General features: G+C 75.6%; 18 protein-coding genes. 11 read left to right on the plus strand and 7 right to left on the minus strand.

From position 1 onward, the window contains the following. Nucleotides 1–82 precede the first annotated feature (82 nt). Together H7X46_RS17570 and H7X46_RS17575 are read right to left on the minus strand one after the other, a co-directional pair. Nucleotides 83–439 (minus strand): iron-sulfur cluster assembly accessory protein, encoded by a 357-nt coding sequence (locus H7X46_RS17570; protein WP_186360432.1) that lies wholly within the window; start codon nucleotides 437–439, stop codon nucleotides 83–85. Between the two features lie 135 nt (nucleotides 440–574). Then, complete coding sequence (locus H7X46_RS17575; RefSeq protein WP_186360433.1) at nucleotides 575–1,702, minus strand: glycerate kinase; 1,128 nt, start codon at nucleotides 1,700–1,702, stop codon at nucleotides 575–577. A 37-nt stretch (nucleotides 1,703–1,739) separates the two neighbouring features. Between H7X46_RS17575 and H7X46_RS17580 the strand changes: the two genes are divergently transcribed. From H7X46_RS17580 to H7X46_RS17590, 3 genes are read left to right on the plus strand one after another with little or no spacing between them, the layout of a single operon-like run. Beyond that, nucleotides 1,740–2,399 (plus strand): DUF3043 domain-containing protein, encoded by a 660-nt coding sequence (locus tag H7X46_RS17580; protein ID WP_370588826.1) that lies wholly within the window; start codon nucleotides 1,740–1,742, stop codon nucleotides 2,397–2,399. 49 nt (nucleotides 2,400–2,448) lie between these two features. After that, complete coding sequence (locus H7X46_RS30765) at nucleotides 2,449–4,308, plus strand: bifunctional adenosylcobinamide kinase/adenosylcobinamide-phosphate guanylyltransferase (protein WP_186360435.1); 1,860 nt, start codon at nucleotides 2,449–2,451, stop codon at nucleotides 4,306–4,308. Further along, nucleotides 4,305–5,222 carry an adenosylcobinamide-GDP ribazoletransferase gene (locus tag H7X46_RS17590; protein WP_186360436.1) on the plus strand — a complete coding sequence of 306 codons (918 nt, stop codon included), beginning with the start codon at nucleotides 4,305–4,307 and terminating at the stop codon, nucleotides 5,220–5,222. Before H7X46_RS30765 ends, H7X46_RS17590 begins: the two co-directional genes overlap by 4 nt. A gap of 611 nt (nucleotides 5,223–5,833) precedes the next feature. Here H7X46_RS17590 and H7X46_RS17595 read toward each other — a convergent pair. From H7X46_RS17595 to H7X46_RS17605, 3 genes are all read right to left on the minus strand, one after another. Beyond that, nucleotides 5,834–6,955, minus strand: a complete 1,122-nt coding sequence (locus tag H7X46_RS17595) for a branched-chain amino acid aminotransferase (protein ID WP_186360437.1) — start codon at nucleotides 6,953–6,955, stop codon at nucleotides 5,834–5,836. A 92-nt stretch (nucleotides 6,956–7,047) separates the two neighbouring features. Next, on the minus strand, nucleotides 7,048–8,166 hold the full coding sequence (gcvT, locus tag H7X46_RS17600) for a glycine cleavage system aminomethyltransferase GcvT (protein ID WP_186360438.1): 1,119 nt from the start codon (nucleotides 8,164–8,166) through the stop codon (nucleotides 7,048–7,050). Between the two features lie 106 nt (nucleotides 8,167–8,272). Continuing rightward, a complete protein-coding gene (locus H7X46_RS17605; protein ID WP_186360439.1) occupies nucleotides 8,273–9,622 on the minus strand; it encodes an amino acid permease in 1,350 nt (449 codons plus the stop codon). A 280-nt stretch (nucleotides 9,623–9,902) separates the two neighbouring features. Between H7X46_RS17605 and H7X46_RS17610 the strand changes: the two genes are divergently transcribed. Together H7X46_RS17610 and H7X46_RS17615 are read left to right on the plus strand one after the other, a co-directional pair. Continuing rightward, entirely contained in the window at nucleotides 9,903–11,408 is a 1,506-nt protein-coding gene (locus H7X46_RS17610; protein WP_186362735.1) for a leucyl aminopeptidase, read from the plus strand. Between the two features lie 187 nt (nucleotides 11,409–11,595). After that, a complete protein-coding gene (locus tag H7X46_RS17615; protein ID WP_186360440.1) occupies nucleotides 11,596–12,450 on the plus strand; it encodes an SDR family oxidoreductase in 855 nt (284 codons plus the stop codon). Here H7X46_RS17615 and H7X46_RS17620 read toward each other — a convergent pair whose 3' ends face one another. Next, nucleotides 12,451–12,822, minus strand: a complete 372-nt coding sequence (locus tag H7X46_RS17620) for an oxidoreductase (RefSeq protein WP_186360441.1) — start codon at nucleotides 12,820–12,822, stop codon at nucleotides 12,451–12,453. Between the two features lie 211 nt (nucleotides 12,823–13,033). Here H7X46_RS17620 and lpdA point away from each other — a divergent pair, with 211 nt between their 5' ends. The 5 genes from lpdA (at nucleotide 13,034) to H7X46_RS17645 (ending at nucleotide 18,605) form a co-directional block, all read left to right on the plus strand. Continuing rightward, on the plus strand, nucleotides 13,034–14,428 hold the full coding sequence (gene lpdA, locus H7X46_RS17625; protein WP_186360442.1) for a dihydrolipoyl dehydrogenase: 1,395 nt from the start codon (nucleotides 13,034–13,036) through the stop codon (nucleotides 14,426–14,428). Between the two features lie 50 nt (nucleotides 14,429–14,478). Then, entirely contained in the window at nucleotides 14,479–16,257 is a 1,779-nt protein-coding gene (gene sucB / locus H7X46_RS17630) for a 2-oxoglutarate dehydrogenase, E2 component, dihydrolipoamide succinyltransferase (RefSeq protein ID WP_186360443.1), read from the plus strand. 147 nt (nucleotides 16,258–16,404) lie between these two features. Next, nucleotides 16,405–17,295 carry a TIGR01777 family oxidoreductase gene (locus H7X46_RS17635; RefSeq protein WP_186360444.1) on the plus strand — a complete coding sequence of 297 codons (891 nt, stop codon included), beginning with the start codon at nucleotides 16,405–16,407 and terminating at the stop codon, nucleotides 17,293–17,295. Between the two features lie 56 nt (nucleotides 17,296–17,351). After that, nucleotides 17,352–18,077, plus strand: coding sequence for a lipoyl(octanoyl) transferase LipB (lipB, locus tag H7X46_RS17640; protein WP_186360445.1), 726 nt, complete (start codon nucleotides 17,352–17,354; stop codon nucleotides 18,075–18,077). 33 nt (nucleotides 18,078–18,110) lie between these two features. Beyond that, complete coding sequence (locus tag H7X46_RS17645; RefSeq protein WP_370588827.1) at nucleotides 18,111–18,605, plus strand: ArsR/SmtB family transcription factor; 495 nt, start codon at nucleotides 18,111–18,113, stop codon at nucleotides 18,603–18,605. Between the two features lie 24 nt (nucleotides 18,606–18,629). Here the strand turns inward: H7X46_RS17645 and H7X46_RS17650 are convergent, their stop codons facing one another. Then, nucleotides 18,630–19,550 (minus strand): LLM class F420-dependent oxidoreductase, encoded by a 921-nt coding sequence (locus H7X46_RS17650; RefSeq protein WP_186360446.1) that lies wholly within the window; start codon nucleotides 19,548–19,550, stop codon nucleotides 18,630–18,632. A gap of 66 nt (nucleotides 19,551–19,616) precedes the next feature. Between H7X46_RS17650 and lipA the strand changes: the two genes are divergently transcribed. Further along, nucleotides 19,617–20,621 carry a lipoyl synthase gene (gene lipA / locus H7X46_RS17655; RefSeq protein ID WP_186360447.1) on the plus strand — a complete coding sequence of 335 codons (1,005 nt, stop codon included), beginning with the start codon at nucleotides 19,617–19,619 and terminating at the stop codon, nucleotides 20,619–20,621. The last annotated feature ends 127 nt before the right edge of the window (nucleotides 20,622–20,748 follow it).

Below are 20,748 nucleotides of genomic sequence, written 5' to 3' on the forward strand. Positions count from 1 at the left end.
CTACGTGACGGCAACGGGCCCCGTCATGATCGAGGTGATCATGACGGGGCCCGTCGAGCGCGCTGAGCTGCGAAAATACGACTCAGTTGAACGAGTCACCGCAGGCGCAGGAGCCACCGGCGTTGGGGTTGTCGATCGTGAAGCCCTGCTTCTCGATGGTGTCGACGAAGTCGATGACGGCGCCCTGCAGGTACGGAGCGCTCATCCGGTCCACGCCCACCTTGAGGCCGTGGAAGTCGCGGAACAGGTCGCCGTCCAGCGACCGGTCGTCGAAGAACAGCTGGTAGCGCAGGCCGGCACACCCACCCGGCTGCACCGCGATGCGCAGGTGCATGTCGTCGCGCCCCTCCTGCTCCAGCAGGGTGCGCGCCTTGATCGCCGCGGCGTCGGTCAGCTCCACGCCGTGCGTCTGGGTGTCGGTCGCGTTATCGACGGTCATGGCTCTCCCAACAACGTGCGGCTCCGCCGTAATCCCGGGGCCGGCGGCGTTCGTAGCAACCCCCATCGTACGACGCCCTCCCGACACCCGGCGGCCCGGCGACGCCCCGATCGCCGCACGACGGGGTGGCGCGCGTCACCGGCTCCAGCGGGGAGCGACCCGGGACGCCAGCTCGGCGAGCGTCCCCGCGGGGTCGGACAGGGCGGCGTCGAGCCCGAACTCGTCGGCGACGGCGTGCGCCGAGTCGACTCCCGCCGCGCCGGCCTCCCGGCGCCCGACGCTGACCTGCCCGGCCAGCACCACGCACGGGATGCCCCGGTCCGCGGCGCCCCGCGCGACCGCGGTGATGAGCTTCCCGCGCAGCGACTGCCAGTCGAAGCTCCCCTCCCCCGTCACGGCCAGGCCTCCGGACGCCGCCGCGGCGTCCAGCTCGGCGTCCAGCCCGACCAGATCCCGGACCAGGCCGGCGCCGGACTCCACCCGCGCCCCGAGCGCGAGCAGCGCGGCGCCGAGCCCGCCCGCCGCCCCGGCGGCGGCGACGTCGCGCACGTCCCGGCCGGCGAGGTCCGCCAGCACCGCCGCGAACGTGCCGAGCGCGGCGTCCAGCTCGGCGACGGCGGTCGCGTCGGCGCCCTTCTGCGGCCCGAAGACCTCGGCGGCGCCGTGCGGGCCGAGCAACGGGTTGTCGACGTCGGAGGCGGCGACCAGCTCGATCCCTCCGAGGTCGGGCGTGCCGTCCAGCCGGGCGCAGAGCGCCAGCGCGGCACCGCCGTGCGGCAGCGGGAGGCCGTCCACGTCGACCGGTGCCGCGCCGAGCGCGGCGAGCATGCCGGCGCCGCCGTCGGTCGTCGCGGACCCGCCCAGGCCGACGACGATCCGGCGCACCCCGGCGGAGCGGGCGTCCGCGATCAGCTCGCCGACGCCGTGGGTGGTGGCCGTGCGCGCCACGACCGGCACCCGGTCCGCACGCGGCACGTGGTGCAGCCCGCACGCCGACGCGCACTCCAGGTACGCGGTGTCGCCGACCTGCAGCCAGGATCCGGTGACCGGATCGCCGAGCGGGCCGGTCACCTCGAGGGTGTGCACGGTGCCGCCGAGCGCGGTGTGCAGGACCTCGGCGAACCCGGTGCCGCCGTCGGCGAGCGGCACGATCCGGACGTCGTCGCCGGGTGCCGCACGCCGCCAGCCGGTGGCGATCGCCTCCGCGGCCTCACGGGCGCTGAGCGTTCCGCCGAACGAGTCCGGGGCGACCACGATCCGCATGCGAGGGAGGCTAGCGGGGGGCCGTATTGTGAGACGGGTGAGGTTCCTGCGCCGTTCCGAGAGCTCCGACCAGGCCGGGCAGCCGGCCGTCGACCCCTCGGCGGCCACGGACGCGGAGGACGAGGGCACGGACGGTCGTCCGCGTACCCACACGACCCCCGGCAAGGGCCGGGCGACGCCGAAGCGCCGTGACGCCGAGGGCAAGCGCCGCGGACCCGCCCCGCCCCCGCCGCGGACCCAGCGGGAGGCCGCGAAGCTCGCCAAGGCCAACCGGCCGTCCAAGGAGGACCGCCGCGCGCAGGCCGCGGAGCGCCGCCGCCGGATGGACGCCGGCGACGACCGGGTGCTGCTGCCCCGCGACCGTGGGAAGGTGCGCGCCCACGTCCGCGACATCGTCGACTCGCGGCCGCACGTCATTGGCCTGTTCCTGCCGCTGGCGGCGCTGGTGCTGGTCGCGGCGCTGGTCCAGAACCCGGTGCTGCAGCAGTACATCACCCTGTTCACGTTCGTGATGCTGGCCGTCATGGTCGTCGAGGGGACGCTGCTGGGCGTGCAGGTGCTGCGCAAGGCCCGCGCCAAGTTCCCGGACGAGGAGATCAAGGGCCTGCCGACGGGCTGGTACGCGTTCTCCCGGGCCACGCAGCCGCGGCGGATGCGGGTGCCGAAGCCCCGCGTGAAGCGCGGCGACACCGTCTGACCCGCCCCTTCCGGTCACTGCTCCGACCGGGTGCGCCACGATGTGCGGCGTGAACGCAACGCTCGTCCTCGGCGGCACCCGGTCCGGCAAGTCGCGGTACGCCGAGGGGCTGTTCGACGACGGCGCGGCGGTCCGCTACCTGGCGACCGGCCGGCGGATCGAGGGCGACGCCGAGTGGGACGCCCGGATCGCCCGGCACGTGGCCCGGCGCCCGGCGTCCTGGACGACCGAGGAGGTCGGCGGCACCGCGCTCGCCGCGGCACTCGCGACCGGCGGCCCGGTGCTGGTCGACGACCTCGCCACCTGGCTGACCGGGGTGCTCGACGACGCCGGGGCCTGGGACCGGTCCGGGGCGCTGCCCGAGGTGGACGACGCCGTGACCGGCCTGGTCCGGGCCGTCGCCGCCGCGCCGGGGCCGGTCGTGCTGGTGTCCGCCGAGACCGGGCTCGGGGTGGTGCCCGAGTCGCGGTCCGGGCGGCTGTTCCGGGACCGGCTCGGGGAGCTGAACGCCGCGCTGGCCGAGGTGTGCGCGGACACGGTGCTGGTGGTGGCGGGGCGGCCGCTGCGGCTGCCCCCGGCGCCGGCGGGAGGCGCCGGGCCCATCGCCGCGGGCCCCGCCGCCGGGCCCCCCGCCACGGGCGCCGCCACCGGACCCGTCGCGGGCGGCGCCCCGTCGGACCGGGCGGACCCGGCGCCCGGGCCGGCGACCACCGGAACCGGACCGGTGCCCGCAGCAGGGCCGGATGCCGACGACACCGCGACCGCACCCGGGACCATCGGCGGGCCGGACCTGAGCGGCGCGGGCGCACCGGGAGCCGGCACACCCGCGTCCCCGGCCGATCCGATCGTCCCCACCGCCGTCGGCCGCCCGGACCTGCGGACCCGGCGGGAGGCCGTCGCACTCGTCGACGGGCTTGCCGTGCCCACGGGCGGCCTCGGACGGATCGGCGAGCTCGGCGTGTGGCTCGCGTCCTGCCAGGGCGAGTGCCCGCCCCGGCCGCCGCTGGACGCCCGCGTCCTGCTGCTCGCCGCCGACCACGGGATCGCCGCGAACCGTGTCTCCGCCTACCCGCCGGAGATCTCCGCGGTCCGGGCGAGCGCGGCGGCGGCCGGGCGGCTGCCGGTCACCGTCGCCGCCCGCGCCGCCGGCGCCTCCGTGCGCACCGTGGACGTCGGGCTGGCCGGGGCCGCCGACGGTGTCGAGACCGGGTACGTCGTCACCCGCGGGACCGGGCGGATCGACCGGGAGGACGCGCTCACCGCGGACCAGGTCGCGACCGCCTGGCGGACCGGGCGCCGGCTCGCCGACTCCGAGATCGACGCCGGCGCCGACGTGCTCGTCCCCGCCTCCCTCGCCGTCGGCGCCACGACCCCGGCCGCGACCCTGGTCGCCGCGCTGACCGGGACCGAGCCGGTCGCCGTCGTCGGCAGGGGTTCCGGGATCGACGACCGGGCCTGGATGCGCAAGGCGCTCGCGATCCGGGACGCGCTGCGGCGGGCGCGGCCGCACCTGCGCGACCCGCTCGCCCTCCTGCGCACGGTCGGCGGCACCGACCTCGTCGTGCTCGCCGGGTTCCTCGCCCGCGCCGCCGAGCGGAAGGTGCCCGCGGTGCTGGACGGTCTGGTGACCGGGGCGGCGGCGTTGCTGGCCGAGGAGCTCGCGCCGGGGGCGAAGGCGTGGTGGCTGGCCGCGCAGCCGTCCACCGAGCCGGCGGCCGGGCTGGTGCTGGAGCACCTGTCGCTGACCCCGGTCCTGGATCTCGGCGTGCGCACCGAGGACGGCACCGCGGGCGTCGCGGTGCTGCCGCTGCTGGTGTCCGCGGCCCGGTTGCTGGCCGAGACCGGGACCGCCGAGGGCACCGGGATCGTGCCCGGCGAGGTGACGGCGACGGCCGGCGCCGCCCGGTGACCGGTCCCCCGCCGGGTGGTGCGCCGCGCCGCCGTGCGGCGGGGCTCGCCCTCGCGGTGAGCTGGCTGACCGTGCTGCCCGTCCGCGTCCGCACGACACCGGACGGCGGCCTGCCGGACGGGGTGGCGGCCGCGGCGCTGCGCTGGGCCCCGGTGGTCGGGCTGGGGCTGGGGCTGGCCGGCGGCGGGCTGCTGGTCGGGCTCACCGCGCTCGGCGTGTCGCCGCTGGTCGCGGGCCTGGTCGTCGTGGGCGCGGGTGCGCTCGCGACCCGCGGCATGCACGTCGACGGGCTCGCCGACACCGCCGACGGGCTCGGCAGCTACGGGCCGCCGGAGCGCGCGCTGCGGATCATGGCTGACGGCGGGGCGGGCCCGTTCGCCGTCGTCACGCTGCTGGTCGTGTTGGGCGGGCGGGCCGCGGCGCTGGCGCAGCTCGCCGCCGCTCCGCCGCTCGCGGTCCTCGCGGCGTGCGCGCTGGCCGCCGCGGTCGGGCGGGCCGGGTTCTGCTGGGTCGCCCGCCGCGGGACACCTCCGGCGCGCCCGGGCGGGCTCGGGGCGACGGTCGCCGGGTCGCAGCCGGTCTGGGTGGCACCGCTGTGGTGGACCGGGCTCGCCGGTGCGGGGGCGGCGGCCCTGGTGGCGGCGGTCGACGCGGCCGAACCGGCCCTCTGGCCCGCCGAGCGGCTGACCCGGTCGCCGGGGGCGGTGGACCTGGCCGGCCCCGGCACACTCGCCGGGGCCGGGATCGCGGCGGCCGTGGCCGGTGCGGTGCTGCTCGCCGCGCTGCTGGTGGTGGGCCTGGCCCGCCACACCCGGCGGCGGTTCGGCGGGATGAGCGGGGACGTCCTGGGTGCCGCTGCCGAGCTCGGGAGCACCGCGGTCCTGGTCGTGCTGGCCGCCGCGCTCACCGTGTGATCACCCGTCGTGGAGTGTGGCGAGCGTCGCGCGGGGCGGGCGTTCTCGCCCCGATCCGGGCTCGTGCCGACCGGCACTCGGGTATCGGTCGACGCGCGCGATGTCGTCCCGACGACGGCGCGACCGCGCTGATCGACTCGCCCGGGGTCGCCCCAGGTAAACGTACTCGCCCCGGGCGGGGCGGCTTCGCGCTGATCGACTCACCAACGCCGGCCGACCTGCACGATCCCGCCCCGGGACAGGCGAACCCGTGCTGATCGACCCGCCGAGGTCGCTCCAGGTGCACGTACTCGCCCCGGGCGGGGCGGCTTCGCGCTGATCGACTCACCAACGCCGGCCGACCTGCACGTTGTCGCCATGGTGCGGGCAGATTCGCGCTGATCGACCCACCGGAGCCCACCGACCTGCACGATTCCGCCCCAGGACAGGCGAACCCGCGCTGTTCGACCCTCCCCCTGGTCGGTCGATGCGCACGTTCCCGCCCGGTCGAGCACGTTTCGTGCTGATCGACTCGCTGCCGGTGAGCTCACCTCGCCCGGATCCGGCACGCCTCGGCCGGTGACCCCGTCCGGGGAGCACGGCGCGCACGCCGCGGTCCCCGATCGTCGATCTCAGACGGCGGCCGGTGCGGGCACGAGGGTCCGCATCCAGCCGTGCGGGTCCGGGGCGGCGCCCCGCTGGACCGCGGTCAGCGCCTCGCGCAGCTGCATCGTGACGGGACCCGGCTCACCGTTCCCGACGGCCACCTCGCCACCTGCGTGCTTCACCGTGCCGATCGGCGTGATGACCGCGGCGGTGCCGCAGCCGAACGCCTCCGTCAGCGTCCCGTCGGCGGCCCGGTCGAGCCACTCCTTGCCGGAGATCCGGCGCTCGACGACGTCGATCCCCAGGTCCTTCGCCACGGTGATCAACGAGTCGCGGGTGATGCCGGCCAGCACCGCACCGCGCAGGTCCGGGGTCGCGAGCTCGAGACCGCCGTCGGCGTCGCGGAACACGAAGAACAGGTTGTTCGAGCCCATCTCGTCGATCCAGGTACGTTCCTCGGCGTCGAGGTAGGCGACCTGGGCGCACCCGTGCTCGGCGCCGATGGCCTGCGGCAGCAGCGAGGCCGCGTAGTTGCCGCCGCACTTGGCGGTGCCGGTACCGCCGAGGGCCGCCCGGGTGTACTCGGTCTCCAGCCACACGTCCATCGGCTTCACCCCGTCCGCGAAGTACGGGCCGGCCGGCGAGGCGATGAGGGCGTAGAGGTACTCCGGCGACGGCCGCACCCCGAGCCCGATCGCGGTCGCGATCATGAACGGGCGGAGGTAGAGGGAGTCCTCACCGCCGGCGGCGGGCACCCACTCGGCGTCCACGGCGAGCAGCTCGGTGAGCGAGGCGAGGAACAGCTCCGCGGGCAGCTCGGCCATCGCCATCCGCCGGGCCGACCCGGCGAACCGGGCGGCGTTGGCGTCCGGCCGGAACGAGGCGATGGAGCCGTCCGGCTGCCGGTAGGCCTTGAGCCCTTCGAAGATCTCCTGCCCGTAGTGCAGCACCATCGCCGACGGGTCGAGGGTGAACGGCCCGTACGGGACGACCGCCGGGTCGTGCCACCCGGTGCCCTCGGTGTAGCGGATGGTGACCATGTGGTCGGTGAAGTACCGGCCGAAGCCGGGGTCGGCCAGTACCTCGGCGCGCCGCTGGGGGGACGCCGGGGCGCGGTTGGGGGTCACGGTGAACTGCGGCGCGCTCATGACAGCAAACGGTAGCTCTGCCGCACGACCGGCAAACAGTCGGATTCCCTATCGATGGTCGTGAGTGGTTGTGCGGGCCGGGGCCCGCACAACTACTCACGGGCGCGCGAGCGCACGAATGGCGGCTTCACCACCTCGACCGGCAGCGACCGGCCGCGGACGTCGATCGTCAGCGGGTCGCCCACCGACACCTTCGGGTCGGTGCCGACCAGCGCGAGCGCGATGCCGGTCTTCAGGGTGGGCGAGAACGTGCCGGAGGTGACCGTCCCGACCGGGCGACCGCCCTCGCCGTCCAGCACGGTCATGCCGGCCCGCGGGACGCCGCGACCGGTGGCCTTCAACGCCCGCAGCCGCCGCGCCGGCCCGGCCTCCCGCTCGGCGATCAGCGCGTCGCGCCCCCAGAACGCGGGCTTGTCCCAGCCGACCGCCCACGAGCTGCCGGCCTGGACCGGGGTGATGTCCTCGGACAGCTCGTGGCCGTGCAGCGGGTACCCCATCTCGGTGCGCAGGGTGTCCCGCGCGGCCAGCCCGCACGGCCCGCCGCCGACGGCGCGCACGGCCTCGAGCAGCGCGTCCCACATGGCGGGGGCGGCCTCGGCGTCGAGCACGACCTCGTACCCGCGCTCGCCGGTGTAGCCGGTCCGGCAGACCCGGACGGTCCCGCCCTCGAGGTCGGTGAACGCCATGTAGTCCAGGTCCGCGACACCGGCGCCGGCCTCGCCCAGTGCGGCGGCGAGCGCCTCCGCCGAGCGCGGCCCCTGCACGGCGAGCACCGCCAGCTCGCGGTGCCGGTCGGTGACGGTGACCCCGTCCGGGGCACCGTCCTGCAGCATCGTGACGATCCGGGTCGAGTTCGCGGCGTTCGGCACGAGCAGCAGGTCGTCGTCGGACACCAGGTAGACGATCATGTCGTCGAGGACGCCGCCGGCGTCGTTGCACGCCAGCGTGTACTGCGCCCGGCCCGGCCCGATCCGGCCGAGGTCGTTGGTCAGGCAGGTGTTCACGTGCGCGGCCGCTCCCGGCCCGGTGATCGGGACGGTGCCGAGGTGGCTGACGTCGAACAGCCCGGCCGCCTCGCGCACCGACGTGTGCTCGGCGACCGTGCCACCCGGGTACGAGATCGGCATCGACCAGCCGCCGAACTCGCCGAGCGTGGCGTCGAGGGCGACGTGCCGGTCGTGCAACGGGCTGGGCAGGAGATCCTCGGTCACGCCCGCGACCCTAGGCCGTGGTCGGGGAGTCCGGGGCGACGGGATCCGTGATCCGGGCGCGGAGACCGCGGCCCGGACTCTCTGAACCGGCCCGGGCCCCGTGCCCTCAGGCGGCGCGTTCCTCGGGATCGGACGGGCCGGTGTCCGCGCCGCCGTCGTCGACGGCCGACCGCGCGTGCACCGTGCACAGCACCCAGCCCGCGACCAGCGCGACCGCCGTGGCCGCCAGCGGCCATCCGGGCAGCGCCCCGGCGAGGATCAGGCAGCCGGTGCCGCCGGCGCCGGCCACGAACGCGGCCGTGGCGGGCCGGCCGGGCAGCCGCAGGACCGCCAGGTGCAGCAGCGCGTGGTGGAGCAGGGCGGCGGCGACGGCGACGGCGATCGCCGTCACCGGGCCGGCCGCCACGGTGAGCGCGAGGGTCAGCCCGCCGAGCACCAGGTCGGCGACCCACGGGGCCCCGCGGGGCCCGCCGCGGCCGAGGAACGCGGGCAGCTCGCCGGCGCGGGCCAGCCGGGCCGCCCCGGCGGCGGCCCGGGAGAGCGCGCCGAGCAGGGCCGCGGCCGTCGCCGCGGCCGCGGCGATCCGGACGAGCACCCCCACCGCGGGGCTGCCCCCGATGTCCATCAGCGACGCGAGCGGCGTCGCCGACCCGGCGAGCCGCTCGGCGCCCAGCCCGGACAGCAACGCGGCCGACAGGACCAGCACCAACACCGTCGTGATCAGGACGGCGGCCGCGGGAGCCCGGCGGATCGCCCGCATCGGGTCGCGCAGGCTGCCGCCGAGTTCCGCGACCCTGGCCAGCCCGGTGTAGACGAAGAACACGAACGCGGCCGCGGTGAGCACCCCGAGCGGGCCGGGTTCGACGGCCGCCTGCAGCGTCCCGACGACGGGTTCGGCAGGTGTCCCGGCACCCTCGGTGACGGCCGCGCCGGCGGCGGCCGCGGCCGACGACGGCCCGGTCTCGTCCGGCCCGGGCGGCCCCAGCCCGACCACCGCGACGACGGCCAGCACGAGCAGCGTCGCGGCGACCAGCCCGGTCGAGGCCCCCGGCGAGACGCGGATCCCGGCGGCGTTCACCCCGATCACCGCGAGCACCGCGACCACCGCGACCGGCAGCGGCTGGGACGGCAGGACGTACGCGCCGAACACCCCGGCGGCCGCCGCGGCCGCCGCGGTCCGCGAGATCACCCGGGCGACCGCACCGAGGCGCAGCATCGGGGCCGGCAGGTCCCCGCGGACGAGCTCCGGCCCGGCCGGGCGGGCCGTCGCGAGATGTGCGACGGAGGCGACGACGCCGAGCGCGACGAGCGCCGCGAGGACGATCCCCAGCGGGAACCAGGTGCCCGCGAACGCCGCAGCCGGGGCGAGCGCCGCGTACAGACCGGTGCCGAACATCGCCGCGAGCGCGACGACGACAGCCGTCGCGGTGCGGATCCGGTGCGGGGGCTCGGCCACCCGGTCACCATCCCACCGACCCTGTGCCTCATGGGGCCGCGGGGGTGTCATTAGCATTTCGGTCCGGTCTCGCCGGACCGCTCCCCACCCGACCCGGCGCACGGAGAGCACGGGCCGGTGACCGCGCGTGAGGGATGACCTGGGCGTTCACTCGTCCGGGCGCCGGTCGGCGCGGTCCGCCCGCCGCCCCGCCGCGACGACGCCGGGTCGCCGACCGGCCGGGACCGGACCCGGGCGGGACCGCGCCCGACAGCTGCGAACGAGGAGTGTGCCCGTGCCCATCGCCGAACCGACCGTCCCGGAGACCAGCGCACCGACCGGCGGCCCCGCGACCGCAGAGGCCGACGCGCTCGTCGTCGGCCTGCACCAGGCGGACGCGGAGGACGGCCCCGCCGCCCCGGTCCTCGCGCCCGGCGCCGAGGAGGTCGACGCGGCGTTCGGCGGCGAGCTGGTGGAGCTGCTGCGCGTCGTCGGCGCGACCGGAAAGGCCGAGCAGGTCGTCTCGCTGCCGACCCGCGGCGCGGTCGCGGCGCCGCGCCTGGTCGCGGTGGGGCTGGGCGCGCCCGCCGAGGGCGCCGCCGGCGCCGACCTGGTGCGCCGCGCCGCCGGTGCGGCCGCGCGTGCGCTGGCCGGGACGGAGCGTGCGGTCAGCACCCTGTCCGCGGTCGACGCCGAGGCCGCCGTGGTCGGCGCGCTGCTCGGCGGCTACCGGTTCGACGTCCACCGCACCCGCACCGACCCGGGGTCCGCACCGGTCGCGTCGTGGGCCTTCACCGGCACCGGAGCGGACGAGGTCCGCAGGGCGACCCTGGTCGCCGAGGCGGTCGTGACCGCGCGCGACCTGGTGAACACCGCCCCGAACGTGCTGGTCCCGGAGACGTTCGCGGCCCACGCCGTGGCGCTCGGCGAGCGCGCCGGGCTGGTCACCGAGGTGCTCGACGACGTCCGGCTGCGGGAGAACGGCTACGGCGGCATCATCGGCGTCGGCCAGGGTTCGGCGAACACGCCGCGGCTGGTCCGGCTGACCTGGAACGGCGGCACCGCCGCGACGAAGCGGGTCGCGCTGGTCGGCAAGGGCATCACGTTCGACACCGGCGGCATCTCGCTGAAGCCGAACGCCGGCATGGCCGACATGACCTCGGACATGGGTGGCGCGGCGGCCGTCGTCGCGACCGTGGTGCTGGCGGCGAAGCTGGAGCTCCCGGTCACCGTGACCGCCACCGTGCCGATGGCGGAGAACATGCCGTCGTCGACGGCGTACAAGCCCGCCGATGTGCTCACCATGTACGGCGGCACGACCGTCGAGGTGCTCAACACCGACGCGGAGGGCAGGCTGATCCTCGCCGACGCGATCGTCCGCGCCGCCGAGGACTCCCCCGACTACCTGGTCGAGACCTCCACGCTGACCGGGGCCCAGCAGGTGGCGCTCGGCCTGCGCACCGCAGGTGTCATGGGGTCCGACGACCTGCGCGACCGGGTGGCCGCGCACGGGGTCGCCACCGGCGAGGACGCGTGGGCGATGCCGCTGCCGGAGTACCTGCGCGGTGACCTGGACTCCCGGGTCGCGGACATCGCGAACGTCAGCGGGCAGCGGTTCGCCGGGATGCTGCTGGCGGGGACCTTCCTCAAGGAGTTCGTCCCGGACGGGCTGCCGTGGGCGCACATCGACATCGCGGGGCCGTCGTTCAACACCGGTGGGCCGCGCGGCTACACGACCAAGGGCGGCACCGGTGTGCCGGTACGCACCCTGATCGCCCTCCTGGAGGACATCGCCGCGCACGGCTGAGCCGCCGAGCCGGGACTCATGGAGCTTTGGTCCCGTGGCACAGGACCAAAGCTCCATGAGTCCCAACGGCGCGGAGGGCGAGCGGCGGGCACGGAGGGCGAGCGGCGCGGAGGGCGAGCGTCGGGGTGCGGGTGCTGCGGGGGCCGGGCGTCGCGGGGTTACCGGCGGGTAGGGCATACTCCCGCGCATGATCGGACGACGTCGGGCCGGCCGCCACGAGATCCCCGCGCACGCTCCCCGGTCCGCGGTGGTCACCGGGGCCGCCCGCGGCATCGGCGAGGCCGTCGCGGCCGAGCTGGTCCGGCGCGGCTACCGGGTGCTCGTCACCGACCTCGACGCCACGGCCGCGCGGGCCACCGCCGAGCGGATCGGTGCGGCCGGGGGGCTCGCCCACGACGTCACCGACCCGGCCGGGGCGCACGCCGTCGTGGCCGAGGCCCGCCGGCTGGCGCCGCTCGGGGCCTGGGTCAGCAACGCCGGTGTCGGTTTCGACGGCACGGTCACCGAGCTGTCCGAGGCCCACGCCCGCGCCCTCGTCGAGATCAACCTGCTGGGCCCGGTGTGGGGCGCGCGGGCCGCGGTCGCGGCGTTCCGCGAGCAGGCCGCCGCCGGGGTGGCGCACGGCGGCGAGATCGGGGTGACGGTGTCGCTGTCGGCGCTCGGCCCGGTGCCCGGCCTGTCGGTGTACGCGGCGTCGAAGGCGGGCGCGCTGTCGGTGGTGTCCGGGCTCGCGTCCGAGGTGCGGCGGGAGGGCATCCGGGTGCACGCGGTGTGCCCGGACGGGGTGAACACCGACCTGCTGCGCGGCATGAAGCCGGGCGGGCAGGCGCAGGCGCTGGTGCGCTCCGGGACGCTCGTCACGACCGAGCAGGTCGCGGCCGGCCTGGTCGGGATGTTCGGGACGAGCCGGGTCTACCGCACGATCCCGGCCTGGCGCGGGGCGCTCCTGCGGCTCACCGCGCTGGCCCCGGGCCCGGCGCTGCGGCTGGAACCGGCGATGCGGGCGCTCGGGGAGCGCAAGGCGCGGTCGCTGCGGCCGTAGCTACCCGTCGCGGTCCTTCTCCCGGAGCCGGCGCAGCATCTCCTCCTGCCGCTCCCGCTTCCGGATGGCGCGCCGCCGGGCGTCGTGCTCCCGCATCCGGTTCGGGTATCCCACCAGCTGGACGTCGTAGATCGGGATCCGCATCGAGCGGGCCAGCTTCCGGGCGCGGCCGGGGTTACCGACCCGGCGCCGGGTCCACTCGCCGTCGTGCGCGACGAACACGACCGTCGTCTCGGTCACCGTCGTCCGCGGCTCGACGAACGCCTCGACACCGATCCGCGTGCGCGCCCATTCCCGCAGGTAGGACTCCCCGTCCGGGGACTTCGTGCCGCCGGACGACCGGCGGGAACGAATCCTGTCCAGCAGGCCCATGCGCGTCATCCTCTCGTCCGGCCGTGCGGCGCCCGTACCGCCGGGCGGCCGAACGGACACACGGTGTCTCGCCCTTCCCAACGTGCGACGGCCGTGATCTGCTCCCGACACCCCCCTGGCGCGCCGGGCGGGTAGTGACAAGATGGGCGCCGCATCGCGGCGTCACGGCCGGCGGCGGACGAGCCGGGCGTGACCGGGAGGGAGCTGATCGGTGTCCGAAGAGGGCGCACAGGGCGTCGCCGACCTGGTGATCCTGGGTGGCGGGTCCGGTGGCTACGCGTGCGCGCTGCGCGCCGCCGAGCTCGGGCTGTCGGTCGTGCTGATCGAGAAGGACAAGCTCGGCGGGACCTGCCTGCACCGCGGCTGCATCCCGACCAAGGCGCTGCTGCATTCCGCCGAGGTCGCCGACCACGCCCGCGACGGGGCGAAGGTCGGCATCCGGTCCACGTTCGACGGTGTCGACATGGCCGGGGTGAACGCCTACAAGGACGGCGTCGTCGGCCGCCTCTACAAGGGCCTGCAGGGCCTGGTCGCCTCCCGCGGGATCACCGTGGTCGACGGCGCCGGCACGCTGGAGGGCCCGGGCGTCGTCCGGGTCGGCGAGGACCGCTACCGCGGCCGGCACGTGGTGCTGGCCACCGGTTCCTACGCCCGCTCGCTGCCCGGGCTCGAGCTCGACGACCGGATCGTCACCTCGGACGCCGCGCTGGCCCTCGACGAGCTGCCGGAGCGGGTCGTCGTGCTGGGCGGCGGGGTGATCGGCGTCGAGTTCGCCAGCGCGTGGCGCTCGTTCGGCGCGGAGGTCACCGTCGTCGAGGCGCTGCCCCGCCTCGTCCCGAACGAGGACGAGTTCTGCTCGACCCAGCTCGCCCGCGCCTTCCGCAGGCGCCGGATCACCGCCCGGACCGGCGTGCGCTTCGCGAAGGCCACCCGCAGCGGCGACACCGTCACCGTGTCGCTGGAGTCCGGCGAGGAGATCGAGGCGGACCTGCTGCTGGTCGCGGTCGGCCGCGGGCCCAACACCACCGGCCACGGCTTCGCCGAGGCCGGCGTCGCGATGGACGGCGGTTTCGTCACCGTCGACGAGCGGCTGCGGACCAACCTGGACGGTGTCCGCGCCGTCGGGGACGTCACGCCCGGCCTCCAGCTGGCCCACCGCGGGTTCGCGCACGGGATCTTCGTCGCCGAGGACGTCGCCGGGCTCGCCCCGGCCCCGGTCGCCGACGACGGCATCCCACGCGTCACCTACTGCGATCCGGAGATCGCCTCGGTCGGGCTGACCGAGGACGCGGCCCGCGACCGGCACGGCGAGGTGCACTCGTTCACCTACGACCTGGCCGGCAACGGGAAGTCCCAGATCCTGCAGACCTCGGGCGCGATCAAGCTCGTCCAGGCGGGCCCGGCCGGTGCCGGCGGGCCCGTGGTGGGCGTGCACATGGTCGGGTCGCGGGTCGGCGAACTCGTCGGGGAAGCTCAACTGGTCTACAACTGGGAGGCGCTCCCCGCCGACGTCGCACCGTTGATCCACGCCCATCCCACGCAGAGCGAGGCCCTCGGAGAGGCCCACCTCGCGCTGGCCGGGAAACCGCTGCACACCCACAGCTGACCCGGCCCCGACCCGAACACCCACGCGGAACAAGAGGAGCTCCACCCGACATGGCCGTCACCGTTGAGATGCCCGCTCTGGGCGAGAGTGTCACCGAGGGCACCGTCACCCGCTGGCTCAAGTCCGAGGGCGACACCGTCGAGGTCGACGAGCCGTTGCTCGAGGTCTCCACCGACAAGGTCGACACCGAGATCCCGTCGCCGGCGGCAGGCGTGCTCAAGCGCATCATCGCGGGTGAGGACGAGACCGTCGAGGTCGGCGGCGAGCTGGCCGTCATCGGTGACGCGGACGAGGCCGACGGCGGGTCCTCCGGCGGCGGCGCGCCCCAGCAGGCCGCCGAGCCCGAGCCCGCCCAGGAACCGGAGGCGGAGCCCGAGCCGGCGCAGGAGGCGCCGAAGCAGGAGCCCTCCGCCGGCGCCGGCGGCGGTTCCGGGACCCCCGTGACCATGCCCGAGCTGGGCGAGTCGGTCACCGAGGGCACCGTCACCCGCTGGCTCAAGCAGGTCGGCGACTCGGTCGAGGTCGACGAGCCGTTGCTGGAGGTCTCCACCGACAAGGTCGACACGGAGATCCCGTCGCCGGTCGCGGGCACCGTGCTCGAGCACACCGTCGGCGAGGACGAGACCGTCGAGGTCGGCGCGCAGCTCGCCGTCGTCGGTGACGCCTCGGCCGCGCCGGCGCAGGAGGCACCCCCGCAGCAGGCGCCGAAGGAGGCCCCGGCGCAGGCGGCCCCGACGCAGGAGAAGGCGCCCGAGCCGAAGCCCGAACCGAAGCCCGCGCAGCCCAAGACCGAGGCCCCGCCGGAGGAGAAGGCCGCGCCGGCCGGCTCGACCGACACCACGGCTCCGGCGCCGTCGTCGAACGGTGCCGGCGAGAAGCCGTACGTGACGCCGCTGGTCCGCAAGCTGGCCCAGGAGCACGGTGTCGACCTGGCCACCGTCACCGGTTCCGGGGTCGGCGGCCGCATCCGCAAGCAGGACGTGCTGGCCGCGGCCGAGCAGAAGTCCGCGCCGGCGCCCGCCGCCGCCCCGGCCGCCGCCGCCCAGCCCTCCGGTGGCGCGCCGCAGCAGCCGCAGGCGGTCCCGACCCGCTCGGGCGACGCCCCGGAGCCGGGCACGACGGTGAAGCTGCCGCGCCTGCGCCAGGTCATCGCCCAGCGGATGAGCGAGTCGCTGTCGGTGTCGGCGCAGCTGACCACCGTCCAGGAGATCGACCTCACCCGCATCGTCAAGCTGCGGACGCGGGTCAAGGACGAGTTCACGCGCCGCGAGGGCGCGAACCTCACCTTCCTGGCCTTCATCGCCAAGGCGACCATCGAGGCGCTCAAGGCGTTCCCGTCGCTGAACGCCTCGATCTCCGAGGACGCCAAGCAGGTCACCTACCACGGGTCGGTGCACCTGGGCATCGCGGTCGACACCCCGCGCGGCCTGCTCGTCCCGGTGATCAAGGACGCCGACGACCTGTCGCTGGCCGGGATCGCCAAGAAGATCGCCGACGTCGCGGCCCGCACCCGGGACGCGAAGATCGGCCCGGACGAGCTGTCCGGCGGCACCTTCACGATCACCAACATCGGGTCCGCCGGCGCCCTGTTCGACACGCCGATCATCAACCAGCCCCAGGTCGGCATCCTGGGCACCGGCGCGATCGCGAAGGAGCCGAAGGTCGTCACCGGCCCGGAGGGCGAGGACGTCATCGCCATCCGATCGGTGTGCTACCTGCCGCTGACCTACGACCACCGCCTGGTCGACGGCGCGGACGCCGGCCGGTTCCTCTCGGCCGTCCGGGCCCGCCTCGAGGAGGGCGCGTTCGAGGCGGAGCTCGGCCTCTGACGGTCGACCGTTCGTAGCCACACGATCGCGGCCCGTCCCGGTGCCCCCGGGGCGGGCCGCCGTCGTCACCCGGCCGGATGATGCGGTGATCACGGTCGCGGCATGTCCGGGTCGCGCGTCGCCGCCGGACCGGGAAGGATCACGGGAGTGCGAGTCGTCGTCGCCGGTTCGTCCGGACTGATCGGAACGGCCCTGGTCGCCCACCTGCGGGGCGCGGGGCACGAGGTGCTGCGCCTGGTCCGGCGCGGGTCCGCCGCACCGGACGAGCGGGGCTGGGACCCGCCCGCCGGGACGATCGAGGACGGCGCGTTCGACGGCGTCGACGCCGTCGTCAATCTCAACGGGGCCGGCATCGGGAACCGGCCGTGGAGCGGGGCCCGCAAGCAGCTGATCCGGGACTCCCGCAACGTGCCGACCGACGTCCTCGCGACGGCCGTCGCGCGGCACGGGGTGCCGGTGCTGGTGAGCGGCTCCGCCGTCGGCTACTACGGCGACACCGGCGACCACGTCGTCGACGAGTCGGCGCCCTCGGGCAGCGGGTTCCTCGCCGACGTCTGCCGGGACTGGGAGGCGGCCACCGCCCCGGCCGCGGACGCCGGCGTCCGGGTCGTGCTGGTGCGCACCGGCCAGGTGCTCTCCCCCTCGGGTGGCCTGCTCGCGCGGCTGCGCCCGCTGTTCAAGGGATTCCTCGGCGGCCGGATCGGGCCGGGCACCCAGTACCTGCCATGGGTCTCGCTGGACGACCACGTGGCGGCCCTGCAGTTCGCCGTCGAGACCGGTTCGCTGTCCGGCCCGGTGAACGTGACCGGGCCGGTCCCCGTCACGAACGCCGAGTTCACCCGGGAGCTCGGCCAGGCAGTCGGGCGGCCCACCCCGTTCCCGGTGCCCGCACCGGTGGTCACGGCCGTGCTCGGCGAGATGGGCCGGGAGCTGCTGCTGAGCGGGCAGCGTGCCGTGCCGACGGCGCTGCTCGACAACGGGTTCGAGTTCCGCCACCACACGGTCGCCGACGCGCTGTCGGCCGCGATCGGCACCTGAGCACCCGGTAGCCGACGTGAGCAGGCGTTCACGCCGCCGCGGGTAGCCTCTCCCCCATGCCCGCCCCGCACCTGAGCTGCCGTGCCGGAACCGACCCCGTCCGCGTGGACCGCCTGGGCCGCGTCGAGTACCTCACCGCATGGGACACCCAGCGCGCCCACGCCGCGGCCCGCAAGGACGGCACGGGGCCGGACGTCCTGATGCTGCTCGAGCACCCGCCGGTCTACACCGCGGGTCGGCGCACCCGGCCCGAGGACCGGCCGGCCGACGGCACCCCGGTGATCGACGTCGACCGCGGCGGGCGGATCACCTGGCACGGGCCGGGCCAGCTGGTCGGCTACCCGATCATCGCGCTCGGCGAGCCGATGGACGTCGTCGACTACGTCCGGCGGCTGGAGGAGGCCCTGATCCGGGTCTGCCACGAGCTCGGCCTGGAGCAGGCCGGCCGGGTGGAGGGCCGTTCCGGTGTCTGGCTGCCCGCCGCCGGCTTCACCCCGGAACGCAAGATCGCCGCGATCGGCGTGCGGATCCAGAGCGGGATCACCCAGCACGGGTTCGCGCTCAACTGCAACTCCGACCTGGGCGACTTCGGCCGGATCGTGCCGTGCGGGATCGCCGACGCCGGCGTCACCTCGCTGACCGCGGAGCTCGGCCGCGAGGTCACGATCGACGAGGTCACCGACGCCGTCGGCGCCGCCGTGCTGGACGCGCTCGAGGGCAGGCTGCCGGTCACCGAGCACCGGGTCGCGCGGATGGTCGACCTCATGTCGGGCCTCGGCTGAACAGTTCCTCCGTATTTCCGTAGTATCGTGACCGTGTCCGACGCCGATCGCCGCCTCACCGACCTGGAACGCCGGGTCGACGTCCTGGAGCAGCGGCTCGGCGGTGCGGACACCGGTGGCCGCGGGTCGGGGGGTGCCGCGGCCACCGGCGCCGGGACCGTCCGGTACGCCGGTGAGGTCGCCCTGCACGGTGAGGTCGCCTGGAGCATCCAGTACGACGCCGGCGCCGCGCTCGCCCTCGACGACGAGCCCCGCACCGCCGTGCTCGCCGCGCTCGGCCACCCGGTGCGGGTCCGGATCGTCCGCGGGCTGCTGCACGGCCCGCGCGGCACCGCCGAGCTGACCGAGGTCGCCGAGCTCGCCTCGACCGGGCAGCTCTACCACCACCTCCGGGCCCTGACCCACGCCGGCCTCGTCGAGCAGGACGGCCGCGGCAGCTACCGGATCGCGCCGCGGGCCGTCGTCCCCACCCTGGTCCTGCTCACCGCTGCGTCCGACATCGCAGGCCAGCTGCCCGTGAGTACTTAGGAGGGCCGGGACCCTCCGAAGCACTCACAGGCACAGGGACGCGAACTCCTCGATGTGGTCGAGGTCGGCCAGGTCGAGGATCTGCAGGTAGACGCGGGTCGTGCCGGTCCGTTCCGCCCACCGTCCGAGCTGGTCGACGACCTCCTCCGGGGTACCGGCGAGGCAGTTCTCGCGCACCTCGGCGACGTCACGGCCGACCGCCTCCGCACGCCGGGCCACCGCGGCGTCGTCCTTGCCGAGGCACAGCATCTGGGCCACCGAGTACGTCAGGTCCGCCGGGTCGCGGCCGGCCGCACTGCAGGCCTCGCGGACCCGGCCGAACTGGGCGGCGACGACGTCGGGCCGCTGGAACGCGACGTTGAACTCGGACGCGAACCGGGCCGCCAGGGCCGGGGTCTTCCGCGCCCCCGTCCCGCCGACGATGACCGGCGGGGCGTCCTGGACCGGGCGCGGCAGCGCCGGCGAGCCGGTCAGCGTGTAGTGCCGGCCCCGGTGGTCGAACCGCCCGTCGGGTGGGGTCGCCCACAGCCCGGAGAGGATCTCCAGCTGCTCGGTGAGCATCTCGAAACGTTCGCCCAGCGGCGGGAACGGGATGCCGTACGCGGTGTGCTCGGCCTCGAACCAGCCGGTTCCGATCCCGATCTCGATCCGGCCACCGGACATCTCGTCGGCCTGCGCGACCGCGACGGCGAGCGGGCCGGGCAGCCGGAACGTGGCGCTCGTGACCAGGGTGCCGAGGCGGATCCGCTCGGTCTCGCGCCCCAGCGCGGCGAGGGTCACCCAGGCATCGGTCGGGCCGGGCCGGCCGTCGCCGTCGCCCATCGCCAGCCAGTGGTCGGAGCGGAAGAACGCGTCGTAACCCGCCTGTTCGGCGGTCTGCGCGACGCGCAGCAGGTCGGTGTAGGTGGCGCCCTGCTGGGGCTCGGTGAAGATCCGGAAGTCCACGGCGGACGACGGTAGTACGCCTGCGGGCGTGGGGACCTCGCACGGTTCGGGAGGTAAGGTCGGGGCGTGACCGTCGCACCCGAAGGCCGCAAGCTGCTCCGCCTCGAGGTCCGCAACAGCGAGACTCCGATCGAGCGCAAGCCGTCCTGGATCCGCACCCGCGCGCGGACCGGTCCGCAGTACACCGAGCTCAAGGGGCTCGTCCGCTCCGGCGGGCTGCACACGGTGTGCGAGGAGGCGGGCTGTCCCAACATCTACGAGTGCTGGGAGGACCGGGAGGCGACGTTCCTGATCGGCGGGGAGCAGTGCACGCGGCGCTGCGACTTCTGCCAGATCGACACCGGGCGCCCGTCGGAGCTGGACGTCGACGAGCCGCGCCGGGTCGCCGAGTCGGTGCGCCAGATGGGGCTGCGGTACTCGACGGTCACCGGTGTCGCCCGCGACGACCTCGACGACGGCGGCTCCTGGCTCTACGCCGAGACCGTCCGCCAGATCCACGCGCTCAACCCCGGCACCGGCGTCGAGCTCCTCATCCCGGACTTCAACTCCCGCGACGACCAGCTGGGCCCGGTGTTCGACGCCCGGCCCGAGGTGCTCGCGCACAACCTGGAGACGGTCCCGCGGATCTTCAAGCGGATCCGGCCGGCATTCCGCTACGAGCGGTCCCTCGAGGTGATCACCAAGGCCCGCGACGTCGGGCTCGTCACCAAGTCCAACCTGATCCTGGGCATGGGCGAGACCCCGGACGAGGTGACCGCCGCGCTGCGCGACCTGCACTCCGCCGGCTGCGAGATCATCACGATCACCCAGTACCTGCGCCCGACCAAGCGCCACCACCCGGTCGAGCGGTGGGTCAAGCCCGAGGAGTTCGTGGAGCACTCGAAGGCGGCCGAGGAGATCGGGTTCGCCGGTGTCATGGCGGGGCCGCTGGTGCGGTCGTCGTACCGGGCGGGGCGGCTCTACGCCCAGACTGTCGCGCACCGCGGCGAGGAGCTGCACCCCGACCTGGCCCACCTGGCCGACTCCGGCCCGGCCGCCCAGGAGGCGAGCTCCCTGCTCGCCCGGAGCTGACTCTCCCGGCCTGCGCTCCGCCCGGCCTGCCACTCATGGAGCTTTAGTCCTGTGGCACGGGACTAAAGCTCCATGAGTCCCAGCCAGGTGGGGCGGATGTGGCAGGTGGTACGGATGCGGTCACTCG

Source organism: Pseudonocardia sp. C8 (assembly GCF_014267175.1).
Classification (GTDB): domain Bacteria; phylum Actinomycetota; class Actinomycetes; order Mycobacteriales; family Pseudonocardiaceae; genus Pseudonocardia.

Coding starts and splice junctions, on each gene's coding strand:
- H7X46_RS17570 (WP_186360432.1), bottom strand. CDS start 439: ATGACCGTCGATAACGCGACCGACACCCAGACGCACGGCGTGGAGCTG.
- H7X46_RS17575 (WP_186360433.1), bottom strand. CDS start 1,702: ATGCGGATCGTGGTCGCCCCGGACTCGTTCGGCGGAACGCTCAGCGCC.
- H7X46_RS17595 (WP_186360437.1), bottom strand. CDS start 6,955: ATGAGCGCGCCGCAGTTCACCGTGACCCCCAACCGCGCCCCGGCGTCC.
- H7X46_RS17615 (WP_186360440.1), top strand. CDS start 11,596: ATGATCGGACGACGTCGGGCCGGCCGCCACGAGATCCCCGCGCACGCT.
- H7X46_RS17620 (WP_186360441.1), bottom strand. CDS start 12,822: ATGGGCCTGCTGGACAGGATTCGTTCCCGCCGGTCGTCCGGCGGCACG.
- sucB (WP_186360443.1), top strand. CDS start 14,479: ATGGCCGTCACCGTTGAGATGCCCGCTCTGGGCGAGAGTGTCACCGAG.
- lipB (WP_186360445.1), top strand. CDS start 17,352: ATGCCCGCCCCGCACCTGAGCTGCCGTGCCGGAACCGACCCCGTCCGC.